The organism is Mesorhizobium sp. (assembly GCF_017306585.1).
GTDB lineage: Bacteria > Pseudomonadota > Alphaproteobacteria > Rhizobiales > Rhizobiaceae > Mesorhizobium.
This window is the reverse complement of the sequence record NZ_JAFKIC010000192.1, coordinates 1-21426: the sequence shown is the minus strand read 5'-3', so window position 1 is coordinate 21426 and position 21426 is coordinate 1. Positions and strand designations below refer to the sequence as shown.

The following is a 21426-nucleotide window of genomic DNA, read 5'->3' as shown; positions in this document are numbered from 1 at the left end:
CTGTCAGGCCATGTCCAGCGTGATCGCCACCGGGCAATGATCCGAGGCTTTCGGCCGGTCCCATCCGGCGCGGGGAAACCGCTCGACCTCCTGCCCCGCCGGAAAGATCGTGCGCCAGGGCTGGCCGTTGCGGATGATGTCGGGAACGGCGGCGGCATTCCTTGCCGCCAGCCCCTTCGACAGCAGGATATAGTCGAGCTGGCAAAGGTGCCGCTCCTGTGGGCCTCTCGTGTGATAGAAGGTCCAGCGGTTCATTTCCGGCCGCCGCTCGACGATGTTTTCGCAAAACCCGCCCGCCGTCAGCACGTTGATGCAGGACAGGTTCTCGTCGACCACCTCGAAGCGGTAACCGTCGACATCATCGCCGGCGATCTTCACACGCTGGCGGTAGTCGTTCATGTCGCCGCAGATCGCCCACCGCTTGTCGGCGGCATGCTCCCCACCGAAGCGGTCCTCGATAATGCGCCGCACGGCCTGTGCCTCCGCGATGCGCACCGGCATCGTCGCCTCGCGTCCGTCTAGCCCGCCGCGCGGCGGGCCCATCGACTTGAAATGCACGAGATAGAGCGTCAGCGGCAACTCGCCGACCTTGATGTCGACCTCCAGGCAGTCGCGCCGGAAGATGCGCTCATTGGCCTGGTTGCCGAGAGCTTCAAGCTCCGGCGTGTGCAGACCGAACTGCTCGTAGGTGACATAGGCGTGGCTGGTCATGCGCACGAATTCGATCGGCTGGCCCTGCGCGGTTTCGTTGCGCATCATCACGGCGACATCGATGCCGCGTGAATCATTGCCCGACGTGGTGTATTTCTGGCGGTAACCCTGCCCCACCATCTTGAACAGATAGCCATATTCGAAGGCCTTCAGCGCCTCGATGTTGTCGACCTCCTGCATGCAGATGATGTCCGCGCGCGTGGCCGCGATGGCGAGTGCCGTCAGCTGACGCGTATCGTCGGACTGGGCAATCGCCCGCGCCTGCTCCAGCATCCTGTATTCCGCTTCGCTCTGGATATCGAACAGCGCCAGCGTCCGATCCTCGTTGAGCTGGTTGCGGTAGCCGGAAAAATCGAACCTGTTCATCAGGTTCTCGACGTTGAAGGTGGCAAGGCGCAGCGACATGCCCTGACCTTTGCCTGCAAGCGATGGAGAAAACAAGGTCGCGGGGCCACAAGCAGGGATCGTTTGGTCCTGACGGCTTTCGCGCCATGGTTGACGGAACCTTTCCGTTCATCCGCCGTTCAGACGCAAAGATCCACAGTAGGCCCATTCCCAGGGTAGGCGTGGGGCCGTTTCTCTTGGAGATTAAAATGAATTCGTTCTTTTCAACCACCATCAAGTCCGGGCTGATAGCGCTCGGCATTGTTTCCAGCATCACGGCTCCGTCCTATGCCGGTCCGATCCTCCAGCCGAACCTGGCGGTTCCGGCGAGTTCGACTTCGCCTACGGCCACTCCGGTCCGCGACAGCTGGGCGGGCGGCAATAACCAACGGCAGTTCAACGGCAACGATTGGAGATTCCGCCGGTCGGGCCACTGGAACCGCGGCAATTGGGATCGCGGCAACTGGAACCGCGGCAACTGGAACCGTGGCGACAATTGGCGCTGGCGTCACCGTCACTATCGTGGCGGCGGTGGCTACTATGACGATGGCGCCGCCGCGGTGCTTGGCCTTGGCCTGGGCCTCGGTCTCGGTAGCATGTACAACAACTATAACAACTACGACTACTATCAGCCGGCGCCGCGCCGCTACTATCGTGCCGGCCGCCTTTCCAGCGCCCACGTGCAGTGGTGCTACAATCGCTACCGGTCCTATCGGGCCTATGACAACACGTTCCAGCCCTATAATGGGCCGCGTCAGCAGTGCTGGTCGCCCTATAGCCGATAAAGACAGGGAAAAACGGCGCTGCGATTGCGGCGCCTTTTTCATTTTGAAATGCGGCTCCCAGCGCGTCCGGCGATAGTGCCGGACGACGTTAGCGAGCCCGCCGGGCTAAGCGCCTGACAACACAAAAGAAGGGGCGGCCAAAGCCGCCCCCTTATTGCAATCGGACAAGCTCGCAGCTTAGTTCTTGGTCTTGTCGACCAGCTTGTTCTTGGAGATCCACGGCATCATGGCGCGCAGCTTGGCGCCGACTTCCTCGATCTGGTGGCTGTCGTTCATGCGGCGGATGCCCTTGAAGCGCGACAGGCCGGCACGGTATTCCTGCATCCATTCCGAGGTGAACTTGCCGGTCTGGATGTCCTTCAGCACGCGCTTCATCTCGGCCTTGGTCTCGGCGGTGATGATGCGCGGACCCGAGACATACTCGCCCCATTCGGTGGTGTTCGAGATCGAGTAGTTCATGTTGGCGATGCCGCCTTCATAGATCAGGTCGACGATCAGCTTCACTTCGTGCAGGCACTCGAAATAGGCCATTTCCGGCGCGTAGCCGGCTTCCACCAGCGTCTCGAAGCCGGCGCGGATCAGCTCGACCAGACCGCCGCACAGCACGACCTGCTCGCCGAACAGGTCGGTTTCGCATTCCTCGCGGAAATTGGTCTCGATGATGCCCGAACGGCCGCCGCCGACGCCGCAGGCGTAGGAGAGCGCCAGATCGAGCGCGTTGCCCGAGGCGTCCTGGTTGACGGCGACCAGGCACGGCACGCCGCCGCCCTTCTGGTATTCGCCGCGCACCGTGTGGCCCGGGCCCTTCGGCGCGATCATGACGACGTCGACGGTCGACTTCGGCTCGATCAGGCCGAAATGCACGTTGAGGCCGTGCGCGAAGGCGATCGCGGCGCCGTCGCGGATGTTCGGCGCGATCTCGTTCTTGTAGATGTCGGCCTGCAGTTCGTCGGGCGTCGCCATCATCATCAGGTCGGCCCATTTGGCGGCATCCGCCACGCTCATCACCTTGAGACCGTCGGCCTCGACCTTCTTGGCGGTCGCCGAACCCGCCTTGAGACCGATGGCGATCTCCTTGGCGCCGGAATCCTTGAGGTTGAGCGCATGCGCCCGGCCCTGGCTGCCATAGCCGATGATGGCGACCTTCTTGCCCTTGATCAGGTTGAGATCGGCATCACGATCGTAATAGACGCGCATTTTACTTCCTTCCCGTTTTAGATCAGTGGCCCTGAGGGCCGGTTTTTGCTCCGAAAAGAGCGAGAAACTGCTGCGTCGCCCGCGCGGCATCGCCGCCGATCGCCGCCTCAGTCAATTCCAGCCGATCGCCGAGCAGGAGACGGATCTGCACGTCCCGGCCAACCAGCCCGAAAAAGCTGCGGAATGCCGTTTCGGCATCCGCGAAATCTAGAAGGCCCGCCTTCTTGCCGGCCTCGAGCACCGGCTTCAACCGTTTTGCGAGCGCAAAGCGGCCGTTTTCCAGCACGACAGCGCCAAGATTGTCCTTGCCTGAACCGGCATGGCTGACCGCCACCCTGTTGAGCGCGATCGACGTGTCGCTGGAGATCACCTTCAGCCAGTCGGATGCAAAGCGCTCCAGGCTTGCCGTCAGCGAGGCGAGATCGAGTCCCCTGCCGTCGACCGCGGCCACGCGCACCTTCGACGCCTGCCACTGCACCGTCGCCGTCAACAGCCCGTCACGGTCGCCGAACCATTTGTAGAGCGTTTCCTTCGAACAGCTTGCCCGCCGCGCCACGGCGGTCATGGTGAGGTTATCGCCCTCCTCGACCAGCAGCCGCAGGACAGCGTCCAGAACGGCCTGCTGCCGCTCCGTCAGCGCCTGGCTGTTGTCGATGTCGGCGTTTGCCTGCAACACGATTGTTCCCTGGCAGCACGGCGAGCCGCCAATTGTGGCAAGCCGTACCGTACGTTACGGTTCGCAGCTCTATGCCGCATCGTGGAGAGGCTTGCAAGCCTTATTTCCGTTTGCCGGCCCGATCTCGCCAAGTGATCCGGCGTTTCGGTATCAATCCTCGGCAGGCGGATGGCGTAGCCTCCCGAGCAGCGCCGACAGCGCGTTCAGTTCGTCGGGCGAAAGCCTGGCGCCGACCAGTTCAGCGATCGACCGGCCATAGACCGCCCACATCCGGCGGCGCGTCTCACGGCCCTTGGCCGAGATGCGGATGGTCTGCCCCCGGCCGTCGTCGGCCACCGGCAGTTTCTCGACCAACCCGTCGGCCTCCAGCCGCGCCAGGAGCCGCGAGATGTTGTACTGCGCGAACAGGGTGCGCTCGATCAATTGAAACGGCCGCAGACCGCCCTCGCCCGCTTCGGCCAGTTCGTGCAACACATCATACCAGGCAAGCGGCGGCAGGCCGCCTTGCTTCAGCGCATCTTCGGCGCTTTCCACCAGCTGGCGCGAAACCCGCATCAGGCGCGCCCAGGCTTTTATGGCTTCCGGCGAAGGCATGGCTCTTTCGGTCATGGCCTATCCATAGAAGATAGATGCAGATGCATCAAGCTTGACGATAAATGCACATGCATCTACATAGATGCAGCTGCATCAAACCGAAAGGCAAATCCGTGAAGCACGAAATCTGCAAACTCATCGACATTCCGCGAACGGGCAGCCTGATCGCTCCCTTCTTCGGCCGCGAGGTTCATGTCTGGCGCAGCGGCGAGCGCATCCGCGCCGCGGCCAATGTCTGCCTGCATTTCGGCGGACCGCTGGACTGCGAGGACGGCAGGCTGGTCTGCCAATGGCATGGCGCCTCCTTCGACATGGCATCGGGCGATCGCCTCGACGGCCCGGCGCCAAAGGGCTCGCGCCTGATGTTCCTGTCGACGCGTGTCGACGACGGCGTGTTGAACTATGTCTGGGGAGAGTGAGATGTCCGAGAAGAATGAAATAACTGGCAAGCTCGTTCTCGTCAGCCATCCGCTCTGCCCCTATGTCCAGCGCGCGGCGATTTCGCTGAGCGAGAAAGACGTGCCGTTCGAGCGCGTCGACATCGACCTCGCCGCCAAGCCCGACTGGTTCAAGGCCATCTCGCCGCTGGGCAAGGTGCCGCTGCTGCGCGGACGGCGGGAGGGCGAGGAAGTCTCGATCTTCGAATCCGCCGTCATCCTCGAGTTTCTCGAGGAGACCGAGGCCAATCCCCTCCATCCCGCCGACCCTTACGCCCGCGCCCGGCATCGCGCCTGGATCGAGTTCGGCTCGGCCATCCTCAACGCCATCGGCCGCTTCTATTCGGCGTCGACCGAGGCCGGCTTCCTTATCGAATCCGCTGCGCTATCGGCCATGTTTGGTCGCCTGGAAACCGAACTCGCCGCCAGCGACGGCCCATGGTTCGCCGGCCCCCGCTTCTCGCTCGTCGATGCGGTGCACGGACCGATATTCCGCTATCTCGACGCCTTCGACCGCATCGGCGACTTCGGCATTCTGGAAGCCAAACCGCGGGTCCAGGCCTGGCGGAAAGCACTGAGCGAACGTCGGTCGATCAGCAACGCCGTTGCGCCAGACTATCCGCTTCGCCTCGACACTTTCCTGCGCGCCAAGGGCTCGTATCTCTCGAGCCTCATCGGCCGAAGCGATCCCAGACCATCCACCTTGGCGCGATCGGCCTGAGCGCCGATCGATCCAAGGTGCCCTACTGGCTCGTATCATGGCCGGGATTTTGTCGGAAATCCCATCGCGCTTCCTTGAGCCCTACCGCCCCGAACGGATCGATCGCCGTACCGGCGACCAGCGAAGCCAGGAATTGCGGCGCCGGCGGAATTTTCGCGATCGTCGCCACCAGCCGGTCGCGGATAAACGGCAGCGCCACGGAATCCGATTGATAGAAAGGCGTGAATGCCAGCGACAGCGCCTGGAAGACCCGCACATGCCGGCGCCGCGCCCTCGCATAGACCGTGAGCGCTGCCTCGACGTCTTTGGTCCGCGCCAGCGCGTAGCCGAGCGCCGCCGCGTCGAGCAGCGCCATGTTGGCCCCCTGGCCGAGTTGGGGGCTGGTCGAATGCGCGGCATCGCCGATGATCGCCAGCTTACGCCCGACAGGCAGCCTCATCGTATGGTGGCCGTAGCGCGCCAGCGAGAGCTGGTCGAAACTGTCGATCTGGCTGACAAAAGCCTCGGCCCGAGGCCACAGCCGCACCACCCTCGCCTTCCACGCGTCGAGGCCCTGGCCACGCACTGCCTCGGCATCGGCTGGCTTCAAGCTCCAGAAGAAGGCCGCCATCCTGTCGGCGCCCGGCTCCGGCCGGCCGATCGGCAGCACGCCGATCATGACACTCGCTCTGTCGTAGCGCTGCAGCAGCGCATGCTCATCAAAGCCCTCGCCGCGCCAGCCGAGCGAGGCCCAGAACGCGCCATAGACGAGCGGCCTCGGCAGACCCGCCTCGCCGGTAGCCTGCCGCAGCTTCGAACGTGAACCGCTGGCATCGACGACCAGATCGAACGGGCCGGCCCGCCGTCCATTGGCGCAGATCAGCGTTGCCCGCTCGCCGGCCTCCAGCGTCTCGATCTCGACGCCGGTCTCGATGGCGATGCCTTCGCGCCGGGTGGCACGAAACAGCACGCCGAATAGGGCCGCCCGGTGGACGGCCAGGCCGAAACGGTTGCCGCGCCGTGCATCATAGCGGACATCGAGCACCGTGCGGCCGGTCGAAGCGTCGGCGCCATGCAGACGGTCGATGCGGGCGCCCAGCGCCGTGATGTCGTCGAGCAGGCCGAGATCGGCCAGAACCGTCAGTCCCGTCGGTTGCAGGATCAGCCCCGAACCGACCGGCTTCGGCTCCTCGAAGCGCTCGAAAATGGTGACGTCGTGCCCGGCACGCTTGAGATAGAGCGCCATGGCGAGCCCCGCCGGACCAGCGCCTGCAATTGCGATAGTGTAGGAAATGCTCCTGCCCCCCGAAGCCGAACCGGCCGGGACAATCCTTCATGGGTAACGTCAAATCAAGCCGGCGCTTTGACGCGACGGCGCTCCCTCAGGCCTGGGCGTCAAAGACGGCCCGCGCTTCGCGCACCATGCCATGGTGGAGTTCGGCCCATTGGACGAGTTGATAGAGGGGCACGAACATCGATCGCCCGAGGTCGGTCAGGCTGTATTCGACGCTTGGCGGCTTGGTGGGAAACACCTCGCGATGCACATAGCCATCGCGTTGCAGTTCATGCAGCGTCTGGGTCAGCATGCGCTGCGAGATATCGGGAACCAGACGCCGCAACTCGCCGAAGCGGTACGGCTTTTCGGCAAGCGCGATCACCAGCAACGGGCTCCATTTGCCATTGATTCCCTGCATGACGTCGCGAACCGGGCAGTCGCCGAAATTGGCACCCGGCGTCATGGCTTTGTAGATCTCGATCTTCGATTTCAGATTGACGATCTTGCTGTCCATGCTGGTTCCCTGCATGTGCCTACCTCCCGAAAAACTGCCTCCTTTACGGCACAGGGTCAATTCCTATTTTAGTGCTGGTCTCTTTTTGAGAGCGCATAGAGCCAATCCACCAGCGCACAACCAGGACATCCCATGACCCAAACGCTTCTCGTCACCGGCGCCTCCGGCAAACTCGGCCGCGCCGTCGTCAACCACTTGCTCGACACGTTCAAGGTTCCGGCCGAAAGGATCATCGCCACGACACGCACTCCGGCGAATCTCGGCGATCTGGCGGCACGGGGCGTGACCGTCCGGCAGGCGGATTTCGATGACGCCGCCTCGATGGCCAAGGCGTTCAAGGGCGCGGACCGCCTGCTGATCATCTCGACCGACGAACTGGCGATCCAGGGAAAGCGGCGCGAGCAGCAGGTCGCCGCCGTCACTGCCGCCAGCAAGGCTGGCGTCGCGCATCTGCTCTACACGTCGCTGCCCAATCCCGAGCCCGGCGCGGCCGTGCTGTTTGCGCCCGACCATTACGACACCGAGCAGGCGATCAAGGCCAGCGGCGTGCCCTATACGATCTTCCGCAACGGCTGGTATGACGAAAACCTGTTCATGTCGGCGCCCCAGATCCTGGCGTCCGGTCACTGGTACAGCTCGGCGGGCGAAGGCCGCATCTCCTATTGCGCCCGCGACGACATGGCGGCGGCAATCGCCGGCGGGTTGGTCTCCGGCGCCAGCGAAAGCACGACCTACACGCTGACCGGGCCGCAGGCCTACACCACGACCGAGGTCGCGGCATTGATCACTGAGGTTACCGGCAAGCCCATCGAGGTCATCCAGCTGTCCGACGAAGCGCTGACCGAGGGCATCAAGGCGGCCGGGCTGCCCGAGCCGATCGCCCGTGTGCTGGTGTCTTTCGACACGGCCGCCCGCGCCGGGGGCCTTGGCATGGTAACGGACGCCGTCGAAAAGCTTTCCGGCCGCAAACCCACAACGCTCAAACAGTTTCTGGAAGCCAACAAGGCCGCACTGGCCGGTTGAAACCGGCGCGGCGGGAGGCTTTCTCCCGCCGCGTTACTTTGATGGCTTGACGAGGCCGAGCCGAACCAGGCTCTCGCCGGTAGCGGCGAGCGCGTCCTCGCGTGAGCGCGGCGCCCAGCCCAGCACGCGCACGGCCTTGGCATTGGTGGCGTTCTTGACCTTGCCGAGCTCGGTCACGAGTTGCGCCACCTCCGGGTTGAACAGCCCCACCACCCGCACCAACCAGTCGGGGAGTACCCGGGTCGAGACGCGCGCTGCTGCATCGCCGAGCCGTGTCTTCACCGTCTGCGCGATCTCCCGCACGGTCATGAAATCGCCCGAGACCGCCAGGAAGCGCTCGCCTTTCGCCGCGGGATTGGTCATGGCGCGCACATGCAGCTCCGCCACGTCGCGGGCGTCGACCACGCCGAACGACAGGCGCGGCAGGCCCGGCATCGCACCATTCATCATGCGCTGGACGAATTCGGTGGAGGTCGAATGGTCAGCCCCCAGCACCGGCCCGAATATGCCGACCGGATTGACGACCGCCAGCTCCAGCCTGCCGCCCTCGGCGGCGATGAAATCCCAGGCCGCGCGCTCAGCCAGCGTCTTCGATTTCACATAGGCGCTGACCTTGCCCGCCGGATCGGTCCAGCTCTCCTCGGTGAACGGCCGCCCGTCGGGCGGCATCTTGCCATAGCCGACCGCGGCGAAGGATGAGGTGAGCACGACACGTTTGACGCCGGCGTCCCGCGCCGCCCGCAGCACCCGCAAGGCGCCCTCGCGGGCCGGGATGATCAGATCGTCCTCGTGTTTCGGTACGCCGGGCGGAAAGGGCGATGCCACATGCAGGACATAGTCGCAGCCGGCGACGGCCTGCGGCCAGCCCGCATCGCTCATCAGGTCGGCGATGGCAAAGGAGAGCCTGTCGCCGGGTTCGGCGCCACCCGCCTTGAGCATGGCCAGAACATCGGCCTCGCGCCTGGCGGAGCGCACGGTCGTGCGCACCCGGTAGCCCGCCTTCAGCAGTTCGAGAATACAGTGGGCGCCGAGGAACCCCGATCCGCCGGTGACCAGCACCAATTCGCCGCTCATACCCGCCTCCCAACCACCAGGTCAGGGCGATCGGCCAATCAGATCGCCACCTGCGTCCCGATTTCTACCACGCGTCCGGTCGGCATCTGGAAATATTCCGTGGCGTCGGCCGCGGTGCGCGCCAGGCCGATGAACAGCCTGTCCTGCCACACCGGCATTCCCGAATTGGGCGAGGCCTTGAGCGAGCGCCGCGACAGGAAGAACGACGTCGTCATGATGTCGAACTTCCAGCCCTGCTTGCGGCAGATCGCCAGGGCGCGCGGGATGTTGGGCTGTTCCATGTAGCCGAAGGTCAGCGTCACCCGCATGAAAAGCTCGTTGACCGTCTCCATCTTGACTCGGTCGCTGTCGGGCACCACCGGCTGCGGCGCGGTGACCACCGAAAGGATGACGTTCTGCTCATGGAGCACCTTGTAGTGCTTGAGGCTGTGCATCAGCGCCGTCGGCGCGCTAAGCGGATCGCTGGTCAGGAAGACTGCGGTGCCGGATACCAGCTGCGGCTTCTTCTTCAACAGATTGGCGGCGAGGAAATCGAGCGGGATCTCGTTGCGGCGCGTCTTGTCGAACAGATAGCGGCTGCCGCGCACCCAGGTCCACATGCCCAGCACGATGGTGAAGGCCACCAGCAGCGACGCCCAGCCGCCTTCGAACACCTTGACGATGTTGGAGGCGAAGAAGCCGATATCGATGAAGGCAAACAGCGCGGTCAGCGGGATCGCCACCGACAGTTTCCATTTCCAGATACGGGTCATGACGACGAAAAGCAGCACCGTCGTCACCAGCATGTTGCCGGTTACCGAGATACCGTAGGCGGAAGCCAGCTTGCTGGATTCGCCGAAGCCGACGACCAGCAGCATCACGGCCAGCGCCAGCAGCAGGTTGACGCGCGGCATGTAGATCTGGCCGGACTGCTTTTCCGACGTATGCAGGATTTCCAGGCGTGGCAGCATGTTGAGCTGCACGGCCTGACGGGTCAGCGAAAAGGCGCCCGAAATCACCGCCTGGCTGGCGATGACCGTCGCCGCGGTCGCCAGCACGACCATCGGGATCAGCGCCCAGCCTTCGTTCATCTCGAAGAACGGATGGCCGACCGTTCCACCATTGGCCAGCACGAAAGCGCCCTGCCCGGCATAGTTGAGCAGCAGACAGGGAAACACGATCGCCAGCCACGCCAGTACGATCGGCTTGCGGCCGAAATGGCCGAGATCGGCATAAAGCGCTTCGGCGCCGGTGACGGCCAGGAAGATGGCGCCGATCGTCACGAAGGCGACGTCGGGCGAATGGATCAGGAAGGCGACAATGTAGTGCGGGCTGATCGCCCACAGGATTTCAGGATCGGCAATGATGTGGTTGAGGCCGGAAAGACCGATCGCCAGGAACCATACCGCCGTCACCGGGCCGAAGACCAGCCCGACGCCACCCGTGCCGAAACGTTGCACGGCGAACACGATGGCGAGAATGACCAGGGTCAGCGGCACGACATAGGGCTGGAAGGCGGGGGTGACGACATTCATGCCCTCGACCGCCGAAAGCACCGAGATCGCCGGCGTGATGACGGCGTCGCCGAAAAACAGCGATGCCCCGACAATGCCGACGCCCAGGATCACCGCCGAGCGCTTGGGGAAGCTGCCCCGCGCCAAAGCCATCAGCGACAGCACGCCGCCCTCGCCCCGGTTGTCGGCGCGCAGCACGAACATGATGTATTTTATGGTGACGATGATCGTCAGTGACCAGATGATCAGCGACAACACGCCCAGTATATCGCCGCGCTCGGCAACGTGGCCGTGCGACGACGCCACCAGGGCCTCGCGAAAGGCATAGATCGGGCTGGTGCCGATATCGCCATAGACCACGCCCAGCGCGCCCAGCATCAGCACCTTGGTGCTATGCTGTTCGATTTCCGGATGGCTCGACTGTTCGACGGGTTCTGCCTCACTACCAGCATTGGCAAGGGCCATGGACGACACTCCGATAAGCGCGCGGTGCTCTACGCTTGCTGCAATGCAATATCAAGTGCCGTCGCGTTATGGCACCCATGCTAGCAAGGCTAAGCTCCTTGGGAAATGGCCTGCAATCCGATGGTCCCGGACTGAATTCGCCGCCGCAGCGCACGGCGCGGGCCCACAATGCCCGCCTGATTGCATTAGATAGCTACTTGCGTGCCGATTTCCACGACGCGTCCGGTCGGAATCTGGAAATATTCCGTGGCGTCGGCCGCGGTGCGCGCCAGGCCGATGAACAGCCTGTCCTGCCACACCGGCATTCCCGAATTGGGCGAGGCCTTCAGCGAGCGGCGCGACAGGAAGAACGACGTCGTCATGATGTCGAACTTCCAGCCCTGCTTGCGGCAGATCGCCAGGGCGCGCGGGATGTTGGGCTGTTCCATGTAGCCGAAGGTCAGCGTCACCCGCATGAACAGCTCGTTGACCGTCTCCATCTTGACCCGGTCGCTGTCGGGCACCACCGGCTGCGGCGCGGTGACCACCGAAAGGATGACGTTCTGCTCATGCAGCACCTTGTAGTGCTTGAGGCTGTGCATCAGCGCGGTCGGCGCGCTGAGCGGGTCGCTGGTCAGGAACACGGCGGTGCCGGACACCAGGTGAGGCTTCTTCTTCAACAGATTGGCGGCGAGGAAATCGAGCGGAATCTCGTTGCGGCGTGTCTTGTCGAACAGATAGCGGGTGCCGCGTATCCAGGTCCACATGGTCAGCCCCATCAGGCAGGCGACCGTGATCGATACCCAGCCGCCTTCGAAAATCTTCACGATGTTTGCCAGGAAGAAGCCGCTGTCGATGATGCCGAACAGCAAGGTCAGCGGCAGGGCGACCGCCAGTGTCCATTTCCACAGCTTGCGCATGACGACAAGCAGCAGGATCGTCGTCATGAGCATTTCGCCGGTCACCGAGATGCCATAGGCGGAAGCCAGCGAACTCGAGCTGCCGAAACCGACAACCAGCAGCATCACCCCCAGGGCGATGAGCAGATTGACACGGGGCATGTAGATCTGGCCGAGTTGCATCTCGGACGTATGCTGCACCTCGATGCGCGGCAGGAGGTTGAGTTGCACCGCCTGTCGGGTCAGCGAAAAGGCGCCTGATATGACTGCCTGGCTGGCGATGACCGTCGCGGCGGTCGCCAGTCCCACCATCGGCATCAGTGCCCATTCGGGCAGCATCTGGAAGAACGGATTGGTCGGCCTCCCGCCATTGGCCAGCACAAAGGCGCCCTGCCCGAAATAGTTGAGCAGCAGGCAAGGGAAAACCACGGAAAACCATGCCAACACGATGGGCCTGCGTCCGAAATGGCCGAGATCCACATAGAGCGCCTCGGCCCCGGTCACCGCCAGGAACACCGCACCGACAGTGACAAAGGCGGCCGTGGGCGTGCTGACGAGATAGGCGACCGCGTAATACGGATTGATGGCCAGCAGGATCGATGGATCGTCCATGAGGTGATAGAGCCCCGCCGCGCCGATAGCCAGGAACCACAGCGCGGTCACCGGCCCGAAGACGGCCGCCACCTTTCCCGTGCCGAAACGTTGCACCGAGAACAGGACCGCCAGTATGACCAGCGTGATCGGCACGACGTAGGCGTCCAGTGCCGGGGTCACCACCCTGAGGCCTTCGACCGCCGACAGCACCGAGATGGCCGGCGTGATAATCGAATCACCGAAAAACAAAGCCGCGCCACAAAGGCCGATCGCCAGGATCAATCGCGCGCCTTTGGGATAGGCGCTGCGCGCCAGCGACATCAGCGACAAGGTACCGCCTTCGCCCTTGTTGTCCGCCCGCAGCACGAAGGCGACATATTTTATGGTCACGATGATGGTCAGCGCCCAGACGATCAGGGACAGAACGCCAAGCACATGAGCGCGTGTATCGACTCCAGGCGAAGCGTGAAGCGCCTCGCGGAAAGCGTAGATCGGACTGGTGCCGATATCGCCATAGACAACACCGAGCGCGCCGAGCATCAGCACCTTGGTGCTGTGCTGTTCGGGCCCGGAATGGCTCGATTGCTCGACGGCTTCGGCCTCGCTACCGCGACTGGTAAGGTCCATAGACCACTCCCCGACGAGCGCGCGGTGCTTCACGCATGCTGCAACGCGATGTCAATTGCACGCTATGGCTGCCGTACCTGCAAGGTGAAGCTCTGCCCCCTACCAGCCGCAGGCCCTGAGAAACCGGCCCACCGTGCCGGCCATGCCATACTCCAATGCGTCGGCTGTCAACCCATGTCCGATCGACACTTCGGCCAATGCCGGAATACGCCGTGCCAGAGCGGGCAGATTCTTCACCGTCAGGTCATGCCCGGCATTGACCTCAAGACCCGCAGCAATGGCCGCGTCGGCCGTTTTTCCCAGTCTTTCCAACTCATTGGCGGCCTTTGCGGAATCGGAATGAAAGCTGCCGTAAGGGCCGGTATAAAGCTCGATCCGGTCGGCTCCCGTGTCGCGCGCGGCCCCTACGCCGGCCGGATCGGCATCGGAAAACAGCGACACCCTGAAACCGCCCTTCTTCAGGCGCCGTACGATCGGGGTGAGGAACGCGGCATCGGCGGCGAAGTTCCAGCCGTGGTCGGAAGTGGCCTGCGCCGGGTCATCGGGCACCAGCGTCACCTGTTCAGGCTGATTCTTTTCCACGAGCGCCAGGAAATCCTCGCTTGGATAGCCCTCGATGTTGAATTCCGCCCGCGGGAACTCGTCATCGATCAGCGCCCTGATCTGAGGCAGGTCGGAATGCCGGGTATGACGTTCGTCGGGACGCGGATGAACGGTCAACCCATGCGCGCCGGCGGCCAGCGCCAGGCGGCCGATGCCGATCACATCAGGCCATGGCAGGTCGCGCCGGTTGCGCAGCATGGCGATGGCATTGAGGTTGACGGAAAGCTTTGCGGGCATGGGCTGGCGTCCGTGACATCAGGCAGATGACGCGCATCTATAGCGTCTTTGGCGGGAACAGATAGGGGTTTCCGGTGTTCCAGAGGGAGTGTCCCGTTTGGCGAAAGGAGGCCCTGCCGTGAATTTCCTGCAATCCGTGCCCGCGATCCGCCGCATCGATGCCAGCCGCGACGACCTCTTCGCCATCGATGTGGTCGGGCACGTCTCGGCGGCCGATGCCGAAAACCTGTTCGGCCTGCTGGAGGCCGCCTATGCGCTCCACCAGAAAATCGACGTGGCCGTGCGCATGATCGACCATGATGGCGTAGATTGGTCCGCCATTTCCGACGAGACCCTCAAGCAGGGCGCGGTCCATGCCCTGGAGCATATAGGCCGGTGCGCGGCGATCGGCACGCCCGACTGGACAGCGGACGCACGACATGCCCTGCCCGCCTCCTCGCCAATCGAATTCAGGCATTTCAAGATCGAGGACGAAGCCGAGGCATGGGCATGGCTCGATGCAAGGCAGTCCGGAGCTTGATGGCAACCACCCTCAGGTCGCCTTGCCTTACCGGACGATCGTCAATCGCTCCGCCGCCCGTGTGATCGCCGTGTAGAGCCAGCGCTGGCGCGTTTCCTTGAAGGCCCAGCTTTCGTCGAACAGAACGATCTCGTTCCATTGCGAGCCCTGCGCCTTGTGCACGGTCAAGGCATAGCCATAGTCGAAATCGTCGAAGCGCTTCTTCTGTTGCCAGGGGATCTCGGCATCCGGATCCTCGAACGCCGCCTTGAGCAGCTTGATCTTGGCGACGCCGCGATCCGGATCGTCCTCTTCGGGCGAGACCAGAAGATTGATGCCCGGCTTCACCGTTTCGCGCGACGAGGTCATCACCTTCCACAAAGAACCGTTGAGCAGACCCTTGGCCGGATCGTTGCGCAGGCACACCAGCTTGTCGCCGGCCTGCGGGTAGTCGGCGTTGAAGCCCTTGAGCTCGCGCAGGCGCTGGTTGTAGCGCCGCCTTGTGCGGTTCGTGCCGACCAGCACCTGATCCGCTTTCAGCACCAGCTCCTGGTTGACGTCTTCCTTGCCGATCACCTGCGCCGTGCCGTAATCGCCGCGCATGAACTCGCGCCCCTCGCGCACGTCGAGCGCCAGCCGCAGGATCGGATTGTCGCGCGCCTGCCGATGGATTTCGGTGAGCAGGAAATCCGGTTCGTGATCGGTGAAGAAGCCGCCGCCCGAGATCGGCGGCAACTGGCCAGGGTCACCCAGCACCAGGATCGGCGTGCCGAAACTCATGAGATCGCGGCCGAGCTGCTCGTCGACCATCGAGCATTCGTCGATGACGACCAGCTTGGCACGCGAGATCGGGCTCTGCCGGTTGAGCGAGAAGGTCGGCGACATCGAGGTCTTGCCGGTCACCTCGTCCTCAACCGATTCCTCGCCCTTCGGCCGGTAGATCAGCGAATGGATGGTGCGCGCATTGACCGCGCCCTTGGAACGCAACACCTGCGCCGCCTTGCCGGTGAAGGCGGCGAACTGCACCTGCCCGTCGACATGCTCGGCGAAATAGCGCGCCAGCGTCGTCTTGCCGGTGCCGGCATAGCCGAACAGCCGGAACAGCTGCGGCTTGCCGGCCTGGAGCCAGCGGGCGACAGCCTGCAACGCCTCGTCCTGTTGGGGGGAGAATTCCATCTGAGCGACAGACCGGATTCGCAAGAGAAAGACAAGGACGACGCTGCCCCTGCCATCGTGTTTCGATGTGACGAGGGCAGCGGCCCATAGCCAGCATTATCAGCGGAGAAAAGGAACGTAAAGGGAACATTGGCGATCCGTCGCCGCTTGCATGACCCGGGCCGTGTCACTATCGTTGCGGGATAACGTGCACAGCAGGCCGCCGCGCCTCAAGCCGGCGGGTGAAGCCGTTGCCCGAAAGGTGCAGCCCGTCTTCGACGGATGCCCCCCTGGCTTAGTAAAAAGCCAGAACTGACATTCAATAAAAATGTGAAACAGCTTCGAGCCAGACGGCGATACTTGGCTCTTGCGCCGGCAAAGCCTTCGGCGGAACTTGCGCGCGCCTGGCGAGGACAAGTGTTTCGCGCCTGGGAACTGCCGGAGGAGGCGGATAGGCTGGCGTCTGGAGTGACGCGAGGAACCAGCGATCCGGTTTGGAACATGGTCCGTGTTGACGGACACCGTTCGCGAACATTTTTCAGCCGGCGCAGAGAGGAAGCAGCAAGGAGGAGCAGCAATTGCTCGAAGCGTTTTTCAATCCGAAGCAGGAAGGGTCTTCGGTGCGCACGGAAATCATCGCCGGCGTCACCACCTTCCTCACGATGTCCTACATCATCTTCGTCAACCCGGAGATCCTGTCCACCACCGGCATGGATCGCAACGCGATCTTCGTCGCGACATGCGTGGCGGCGGCACTCGGTTCCCTGATCATGGCGCTGGTGGCGCGCTGGCCCATCGGCATGGCGCCGGGCATGGGTCTCAACGCCTTCTTCGCTTTCACCGTCGTCGGAGCCATGGGCTTCACCTGGCAGCAGGCGCTGGGCGCGGTCTTCATATCAGGCCTGATCTTCCTGCTGCTGACCGTTACCGGCATACGCAGCTGGCTGATCGCCGGCATTCCTCAATCCATGCGCAGCGCCGTCGCCGCCGGCATCGGCCTGTTCCTGGGCATCATCGCGCTCAAGAGTTCGGGGATCGTCGTTGCCAGCCAGGCCACCCTGGTGGAACTTGGCAAGGTCACGGAAACCGGGCCGCTGCTCGCCATTCTGGGCTTCTTCATCATCGCGGCGCTGGACGCCTTGAAGGTGCGTGGCGCCATCCTCATCGGCATCCTGGTCGTTACCGTCGTGTCGATGATCCTTGGCGTAAGCCACTTCAACGGTGTCGTGTCGATGCCGCCTTCGATCGCGCCGACCTTCCTGCAGCTCGATATCCTCGGCGCCCTGCATAGCGGCTTGCTCCACGTCATCCTCGTCTTCGTCCTGGTCGAGGTGTTCGACGCGACCGGCACGCTGATCGGCGTCGCCAAGCGCGCCAAGCTGATCGAGGAAGGCAAGCCGAACCGGCTGGGCCGCGCCTTGCTTGCCGACAGCACGGCGATCATCGCCGGCTCGCTGCTCGGCACATCCAGTACCACCGCCTATGTCGAAAGCGCCTCGGGCGTTCAGGCCGGCGGCCGTACCGGGCTGACGGCACTGGTCATCGCCATCCTGTTTCTGGCGGCGCTGTTCTTCTCGCCACTGGCCGGCGCGGTTCCCGTCTACGCGACCGCTCCCGCACTGCTCTATGTGGCGGGTCTGATGATGCGCGAACTGGTCGAGGTCGAATGGGAAGACATCACCGAGGCGGCGCCGGCAGCGCTGACGGCCATGATGATGCCGCTGACCTACTCCATCGCCAACGGTCTTGCCTTCGGCTTCATCAGCTATGCCGTGCTGAAGACTTTGACCGGGCGCGTTCGCGACGTGCACCCGGCGACATGGATCGTGGCGATCCTGTTCGTCATCCGCTTCGCGATCGTGTGATCATCCCGGCGCTCAGCCGAGCGCGATGAGCGACGTGCCGGCAAAGGCAAGCACGGCTCCCGCCCAGGCGGGAGCCGCTGGCCTGTGGCCGGTGCGTAGCCAAACCATCGGCAGGACAAGAACCGGCGACAGGGACGACAAGGTCGAGACGATCCCGACCTCGCCGCCGGCCAGCGCCGCCATGATCAGCGACATGCCCATGCCCGTGCCGATCAGCGCCCCGCAGACGCCGATGCCGATCGTGCGCCCCGATGGCCAGGGACGCCTGGCGGCGGCAGGCAGGGGAGCGAGCAGCAGCAACATGAACAGCGCGCCGGAAACGCCGGTCCGGATCGCCATCGCGGTGAACGGATTCACGCCCGAGGCCATGACCGGACGCGCCACGAGCGCACCCGCGGCCTGGCCGAGGGCTGCGACCAGTCCAAGCGCGAGACCGACAGGCAGTGTCATCTGCTTTGGCGGCAGTACCGGAGCCTGGATCGGCGGTGTCGGAAAGATGCCTTCCGGCTGAACCCTTGCGGCACGCCCGAACAGGATGGCAAGCACGATGCCGGCGATGACCAGCGCGACGCCGGCCAGTTTCACCGGGCCGACCGTTTCGCCGAGGAACACATAGCCCATGACGAGGGCAAAAGGCGAGGTCAACGAGAAGACCAGCAGCGCCAGGCGCGGCCCGAGCGCGAATATCGACGAGATATAGGCGGAGGACGCGATGAATATGCCGAACACGCCCGACGCCGCGAGATAGCCCACCTGCCAGGGGGCGAGCCCGGCCCAGCCGCCCACCGACGTTGCCGCTATTGCGGTGGCAATCGTCACCGCAACCGTTTGCAGCCGGGTCAGGGTCAAGGCATCGATACGGCCGATCAGTTCACCCGCCAGCATGCCGCTTGTGGCTATGCACAGTGCCGCGCCGATCGAGAGAATTTCCGACAGGTACATTCATTCTCTCTTGGTGGATGGCGGCGCTTTTCGCGGGAAGAGGGTTGCGTTCGCCCTGGCAGGCATGGGGGATTTGGACGATCCGAAAATCCGCCTCACGGGGCGGATTCGAACTCCGGATCGTTTTCGAGCAGGATTGGCTTGCCGTGCGGCGTGGCGTGCGCGGCCCGCTCCCAGGCCTCGGCCATCGCGTCGACATCCGGCTTGGCCGCCAGCCCTTTCGACGCCAGCAGCCGTTCCAGCGCCGCCAGCCAATGCTCGTAATAATCATGGCCGTCCGCCGCGGCATCGGGCTTCCCGACCTCGGTGGACAGCGCCTGCGCCCACTCGCTCCACGAAAACAGGCCCTTGTCGTGCAGCGCCACGGTCATGGCAAAGGCCTCGGCCTGCCATGGCTCGGCGAAAACAGGCGCATCGAGGCCGGCGGGCAGATCGGCGGCAACCCCGTTCGGCTCAGGCCGGCTCAAGATAGCTCTCCCAGGCGTCGATCGAGACGGTCAGCGTCGGATCGGTGCCATCGCCCCAGATCTCCGCTCCGTCGAAAACCACCGTATAGACCCATTGCGGGTTCTCGCCCTGCCCATGCGCGTTGCTGTCGGGAAAGACGAAGCCGTCATGAACGGCTTCGATAGTGCCTTCCTTGCCGCGCGCATAGCGCGGCAGCCTGGTGTGGCCGGTCGGGTTGAAATTCCGGGTCCGCACATGGTCCCCAGCCTTGAAGCGCGGCGCGGTCGCGACCGGCCGGTCGCAAGGACCGCCCTTGGCCAGGACAGCCGGCACATTCTCGGCCTTCAGCACTCTTTTCGGTGTCGCCGCCGCATCGACCGCCTCGCCCGCGGCGAGGTCGCGTTCGCTGACGAAACCGTGCCGCTTGAGCAAGGTCTCCAGCGCCTTGATCCATATCTGATAGTAGCTGGAACCATAGTAATCGGCCGGATGCAGCGATTCCCGCGCGTGCCGGCTCTCGTCGATATTCCACGCGCCCATGGCGCCGGCGCACAGCGTCACGCCCAGCGCCCGCTTCTCCCACTCGGCATGGAAATAGGGCTCGTCCTTTTCCGGCGCGACCGGGCCGAAACCCATCTGCCCGCCAAGATCCTGCGGCCCGTTCATGCCGGCTGCCTCGCTTGAGCGGTACCGATCATCGCATCGCGGCTCACCAGGTCGGCCAGTTGCTCTTCGCTCCAGCCATCGGTGCCGCGAGGCCGCAGCGGCACGACGAGATAGCGCAGCTCAGCCGTCGAATCCCAGACCCGTATCTTCGTCTCGGCCGGCAGCGTCAGGCCGAATTCATCGAGCACGCCGCGCGGGTCGATCACCGCGCGCGAACGGTAAGGCGGCGCCTTGTACCAGACCGGCGGCAGGCCCAGCACCGACCATGGATAGCAGGAGCAGAGCGTGCAGACGACGAGGTTGTGGGTGCCCTCGGTGTTGAACACCGCCTGCATATGCTCGCCCTGACGGCCGGTATAGGAGAGCGATTCGATCGCCGCCGTCGCGTCGCGCTTCAGCCAGTCGGCATAGGCAGGATCGTTCCACGCCTTCGCCACCACCCTGGCGCCGTTACGCGGACCGATCTTGGTCTCATAGGTGTCGACGATGACGTCGATCGCCGCCGGATCGATCAGCCCCTTGCGGGTGAGGATGGTTTCCAGCGCACGCACGCGCGCGGCAAACGGATCGAGCTCGTTGTCGTGATCATGATCGTGGGACATGGCCGCAAATTACGTTTCCGACCCGCCGCCCGCAAGCGGGAGGGCTTGGGCCAGCAGTGTACGGCACCCTGCACCTTAATGTCGGTCAGCCCGTCATCACAGGTCAATCACCCTGCTCGCCGTCAACCGATATGTCCTGGCCCTCGCCCACGGCGACCGTGCGGTGAAGGTTCAGCTTTTTGCCGTTGAACGACAGAACGACTTCCTGCTGTTCGCCGGACCCCACAACCGGCACGTCGATCACGAACGTCTGCCCGTTCAGCCATGTTCCCCTGGCCTCGGTGATGTGGCCGATGCTGGGATCCGAGGCCTTCGGCGCCCCCTTGCGATAGATCCCATCGAGCCCGATCGGCTGAGTGAACGTCACGGATGATCCAGCCGGATACCGCTGGGAGAACTCGACGTCGAAGTGCGGATGCGGCTCGGTCAGGTCGAGGGTAAACGACTTCAATCCGAACTCGTTATCGTCGAATCTGTAGGTCTTTCCCGAAATTGTCGAAGCAATCCCGGGCGTCGGGCCGACGGGGCCCGGCTTTTCGATCGCGGCATCCTTGATGGCATCGGCAAGCTGCGCGACGCCATTCGGATTTGACGGTAACCCCGCCCCGGATTTGACCGCGCCGGAAACGGCATCGATCAAGGCTCTGTATCGAACCTGCTTTCTGGCGGTGGTCACCACCACGACATCCAGATCCGGAAACACCACGATCAGCTGGCCGTTTTTGCCATTCATCATATAAACGTGCTTGTCGGGGAATATCCATATGAAATTCGAATAGCTCTGCTCAGGATCGCCTGACGCGTGCGTATTGACACTGGCATGGCGCAGCACGTCGGCCCAACCAGCAGGCAGAAGCTGCCGCCCGTCCCATTCGCCCTGGTGCAGGTACAAGTAGCCGAGCTTCGCCATGTCGCGCGGCAGCAGGTACAGACTCCCCTCACCTATTGTGAGGCCTTGTGGATCGCGGTCCCAATGCCAATC

At 63.8% G+C, this 21426-nt stretch carries 21 protein-coding genes and 1 pseudogene; 6 read left to right on the top strand and 16 right to left on the bottom strand.

The genetic code is table 11. From position 1 onward, the window contains the following. Positions 1–3: 3 nt before the first annotated feature. Positions 4–1116 (bottom strand): endonuclease/exonuclease/phosphatase family protein, encoded by a 1113-nt coding sequence (locus J0I79_RS23530; protein WP_292864714.1) that lies wholly within the window; start codon positions 1114–1116, stop codon positions 4–6. A 188-nt stretch (positions 1117–1304) separates the two neighbouring features. Between J0I79_RS23530 and J0I79_RS23525 the strand changes: the two genes are divergently transcribed. Then, the gene (locus J0I79_RS23525; RefSeq protein ID WP_292864711.1) at positions 1305–1880 is read left to right on the top strand and encodes a BA14K family protein; all 576 of its coding nucleotides are present in this window, start codon (positions 1305–1307) and stop codon (positions 1878–1880) included. 177 nt (positions 1881–2057) lie between these two features. Here the strand turns inward: J0I79_RS23525 and ilvC are convergent, their stop codons facing one another. The 3 genes from ilvC to J0I79_RS23510 form a co-directional block, all read right to left on the bottom strand. Then, the gene (gene ilvC / locus J0I79_RS23520; protein WP_292864708.1) at positions 2058–3077 is read right to left on the bottom strand and encodes a ketol-acid reductoisomerase; all 1020 of its coding nucleotides are present in this window, start codon (positions 3075–3077) and stop codon (positions 2058–2060) included. A gap of 22 nt (positions 3078–3099) precedes the next feature. Further along, the gene (locus J0I79_RS23515) at positions 3100–3753 is read right to left on the bottom strand and encodes a TetR/AcrR family transcriptional regulator (protein WP_292864705.1); all 654 of its coding nucleotides are present in this window, start codon (positions 3751–3753) and stop codon (positions 3100–3102) included. A 150-nt stretch (positions 3754–3903) separates the two neighbouring features. Further along, positions 3904–4362 carry a MarR family winged helix-turn-helix transcriptional regulator gene (locus J0I79_RS23510; protein ID WP_292864703.1) on the bottom strand — a complete coding sequence of 153 codons (459 nt, stop codon included), beginning with the start codon at positions 4360–4362 and terminating at the stop codon, positions 3904–3906. 98 nt (positions 4363–4460) lie between these two features. On the opposite strand from J0I79_RS23510, the gene J0I79_RS23505 reads away from it, so the two are divergent. Both J0I79_RS23505 and J0I79_RS23500 read left to right on the top strand, forming a co-directional pair. Then, entirely contained in the window at positions 4461–4766 is a 306-nt protein-coding gene (locus J0I79_RS23505) for a Rieske (2Fe-2S) protein (protein WP_292864700.1), read from the top strand. 1 nt (position 4767) lies between these two features. Continuing rightward, positions 4768–5505: a glutathione S-transferase family protein gene (locus J0I79_RS23500; RefSeq protein WP_292864697.1), complete on the top strand. Its 738-nt coding sequence runs from the start codon at positions 4768–4770 to the stop codon at positions 5503–5505. A 22-nt stretch (positions 5506–5527) separates the two neighbouring features. On the opposite strand, the gene J0I79_RS23495 is transcribed toward J0I79_RS23500, so the two are convergent. Together J0I79_RS23495 and J0I79_RS23490 are read right to left on the bottom strand one after the other, a co-directional pair. Then, entirely contained in the window at positions 5528–6730 is a 1203-nt protein-coding gene (locus J0I79_RS23495; RefSeq protein WP_292864694.1) for an NAD(P)/FAD-dependent oxidoreductase, read from the bottom strand. Between the two features lie 136 nt (positions 6731–6866). Next, on the bottom strand, positions 6867–7274 hold the full coding sequence (locus J0I79_RS23490; protein WP_292864735.1) for a helix-turn-helix domain-containing protein: 408 nt from the start codon (positions 7272–7274) through the stop codon (positions 6867–6869). A gap of 132 nt (positions 7275–7406) precedes the next feature. Here J0I79_RS23490 and J0I79_RS23485 point away from each other — a divergent pair, with 132 nt between their 5' ends. Continuing rightward, positions 7407–8297 (top strand): SDR family oxidoreductase, encoded by an 891-nt coding sequence (locus J0I79_RS23485; protein ID WP_292864691.1) that lies wholly within the window; start codon positions 7407–7409, stop codon positions 8295–8297. Positions 8298–8330: 33 nt separating this feature from the next. Here J0I79_RS23485 and J0I79_RS23480 read toward each other — a convergent pair whose 3' ends face one another. The 4 genes from J0I79_RS23480 to J0I79_RS23465 all read right to left on the bottom strand — a co-directional run bounded on the left by J0I79_RS23480 (position 8331) and on the right by J0I79_RS23465 (position 14268). Beyond that, complete coding sequence (locus J0I79_RS23480; protein ID WP_292864688.1) at positions 8331–9371, bottom strand: aldehyde reductase; 1041 nt, start codon at positions 9369–9371, stop codon at positions 8331–8333. Between the two features lie 38 nt (positions 9372–9409). Beyond that, positions 9410–11329, bottom strand: a complete 1920-nt coding sequence (locus tag J0I79_RS23475; RefSeq protein ID WP_292864685.1) for a potassium transporter Kup — start codon at positions 11327–11329, stop codon at positions 9410–9412. Between the two features lie 185 nt (positions 11330–11514). Next, positions 11515–13428: a potassium transporter Kup gene (locus J0I79_RS23470; protein ID WP_292864682.1), complete on the bottom strand. Its 1914-nt coding sequence runs from the start codon at positions 13426–13428 to the stop codon at positions 11515–11517. Between the two features lie 99 nt (positions 13429–13527). Beyond that, complete coding sequence (locus J0I79_RS23465) at positions 13528–14268, bottom strand: pyridoxine 5'-phosphate synthase (protein WP_292864679.1); 741 nt, start codon at positions 14266–14268, stop codon at positions 13528–13530. A gap of 118 nt (positions 14269–14386) precedes the next feature. Between J0I79_RS23465 and J0I79_RS23460 the strand changes: the two genes are divergently transcribed. Beyond that, positions 14387–14788, top strand: coding sequence for an STAS/SEC14 domain-containing protein (locus J0I79_RS23460; RefSeq protein ID WP_292864676.1), 402 nt, complete (start codon positions 14387–14389; stop codon positions 14786–14788). Positions 14789–14815: 27 nt separating this feature from the next. On the opposite strand, the gene J0I79_RS23455 is transcribed toward J0I79_RS23460, so the two are convergent. Continuing rightward, positions 14816–15943 (bottom strand): ATP-dependent RecD-like DNA helicase, encoded by a 1128-nt coding sequence (locus J0I79_RS23455; RefSeq protein ID WP_292864673.1) that lies wholly within the window; start codon positions 15941–15943, stop codon positions 14816–14818. Between the two features lie 557 nt (positions 15944–16500). On the opposite strand from J0I79_RS23455, the gene J0I79_RS23450 reads away from it, so the two are divergent. After that, positions 16501–17787, top strand: coding sequence for an NCS2 family permease (locus J0I79_RS23450; RefSeq protein WP_292864670.1), 1287 nt, complete (start codon positions 16501–16503; stop codon positions 17785–17787). A gap of 12 nt (positions 17788–17799) precedes the next feature. Here the strand turns inward: J0I79_RS23450 and J0I79_RS23445 are convergent, their stop codons facing one another. From J0I79_RS23445 to J0I79_RS23425, 5 genes and pseudogenes are all read right to left on the bottom strand, one after another. Further along, positions 17800–18729 (bottom strand): EamA family transporter, encoded by a 930-nt coding sequence (locus tag J0I79_RS23445; RefSeq protein WP_292864667.1) that lies wholly within the window; start codon positions 18727–18729, stop codon positions 17800–17802. A 95-nt stretch (positions 18730–18824) separates the two neighbouring features. Continuing rightward, complete coding sequence (locus J0I79_RS23440) at positions 18825–19196, bottom strand: nitrile hydratase accessory protein (RefSeq protein ID WP_292864664.1); 372 nt, start codon at positions 19194–19196, stop codon at positions 18825–18827. Next, positions 19183–19842, bottom strand: coding sequence for a nitrile hydratase subunit beta (nthB, locus tag J0I79_RS23435; protein ID WP_292864661.1), 660 nt, complete (start codon positions 19840–19842; stop codon positions 19183–19185). Before nthB ends, J0I79_RS23440 begins: the two co-directional genes overlap by 14 nt. Then, positions 19839–20444 carry a nitrile hydratase subunit alpha gene (gene nthA, locus J0I79_RS23430; protein ID WP_292864658.1) on the bottom strand — a complete coding sequence of 202 codons (606 nt, stop codon included), beginning with the start codon at positions 20442–20444 and terminating at the stop codon, positions 19839–19841. The genes nthB and nthA overlap by 4 nt, the downstream gene beginning before the upstream one ends. Positions 20445–20547: 103 nt before the next feature. Beyond that, positions 20548–21426 (bottom strand): annotated as a pseudogene (locus J0I79_RS23425) (serine hydrolase); the annotation flags it as partial.

What these genes read in the sequence shown, in the direction of transcription:
- J0I79_RS23530 (WP_292864714.1), bottom strand. Translation starts at nt 1,116, where the DNA reads ATGTCGCTGCGCCTTGCCACCTTCAACGTCGAGAACCTGATGAACAGG.
- J0I79_RS23525 (WP_292864711.1), top strand. Translation starts at nt 1,305, where the DNA reads ATGAATTCGTTCTTTTCAACCACCATCAAGTCCGGGCTGATAGCGCTC.
- ilvC (WP_292864708.1), bottom strand. Translation starts at nt 3,077, where the DNA reads ATGCGCGTCTATTACGATCGTGATGCCGATCTCAACCTGATCAAGGGC.
- J0I79_RS23510 (WP_292864703.1), bottom strand. Translation starts at nt 4,362, where the DNA reads ATGACCGAAAGAGCCATGCCTTCGCCGGAAGCCATAAAAGCCTGGGCG.
- J0I79_RS23500 (WP_292864697.1), top strand. Translation starts at nt 4,768, where the DNA reads ATGTCCGAGAAGAATGAAATAACTGGCAAGCTCGTTCTCGTCAGCCAT.
- J0I79_RS23495 (WP_292864694.1), bottom strand. Translation starts at nt 6,730, where the DNA reads ATGGCGCTCTATCTCAAGCGTGCCGGGCACGACGTCACCATTTTCGAG.
- J0I79_RS23490 (WP_292864735.1), bottom strand. Translation starts at nt 7,274, where the DNA reads ATGGACAGCAAGATCGTCAATCTGAAATCGAAGATCGAGATCTACAAA.
- J0I79_RS23485 (WP_292864691.1), top strand. Translation starts at nt 7,407, where the DNA reads ATGACCCAAACGCTTCTCGTCACCGGCGCCTCCGGCAAACTCGGCCGC.
- J0I79_RS23480 (WP_292864688.1), bottom strand. Translation starts at nt 9,371, where the DNA reads ATGAGCGGCGAATTGGTGCTGGTCACCGGCGGATCGGGGTTCCTCGGC.
- J0I79_RS23475 (WP_292864685.1), bottom strand. Translation starts at nt 11,329, where the DNA reads ATGGCCCTTGCCAATGCTGGTAGTGAGGCAGAACCCGTCGAACAGTCG.
- J0I79_RS23470 (WP_292864682.1), bottom strand. Translation starts at nt 13,428, where the DNA reads ATGGACCTTACCAGTCGCGGTAGCGAGGCCGAAGCCGTCGAGCAATCG.
- J0I79_RS23465 (WP_292864679.1), bottom strand. Translation starts at nt 14,268, where the DNA reads ATGCCCGCAAAGCTTTCCGTCAACCTCAATGCCATCGCCATGCTGCGC.
- J0I79_RS23455 (WP_292864673.1), bottom strand. Translation starts at nt 15,943, where the DNA reads ATGGAATTCTCCCCCCAACAGGACGAGGCGTTGCAGGCTGTCGCCCGC.
- J0I79_RS23445 (WP_292864667.1), bottom strand. Translation starts at nt 18,729, where the DNA reads ATGTACCTGTCGGAAATTCTCTCGATCGGCGCGGCACTGTGCATAGCC.
- nthB (WP_292864661.1), bottom strand. Translation starts at nt 19,842, where the DNA reads ATGAACGGGCCGCAGGATCTTGGCGGGCAGATGGGTTTCGGCCCGGTC.
- nthA (WP_292864658.1), bottom strand. Translation starts at nt 20,444, where the DNA reads ATGTCCCACGATCATGATCACGACAACGAGCTCGATCCGTTTGCCGCG.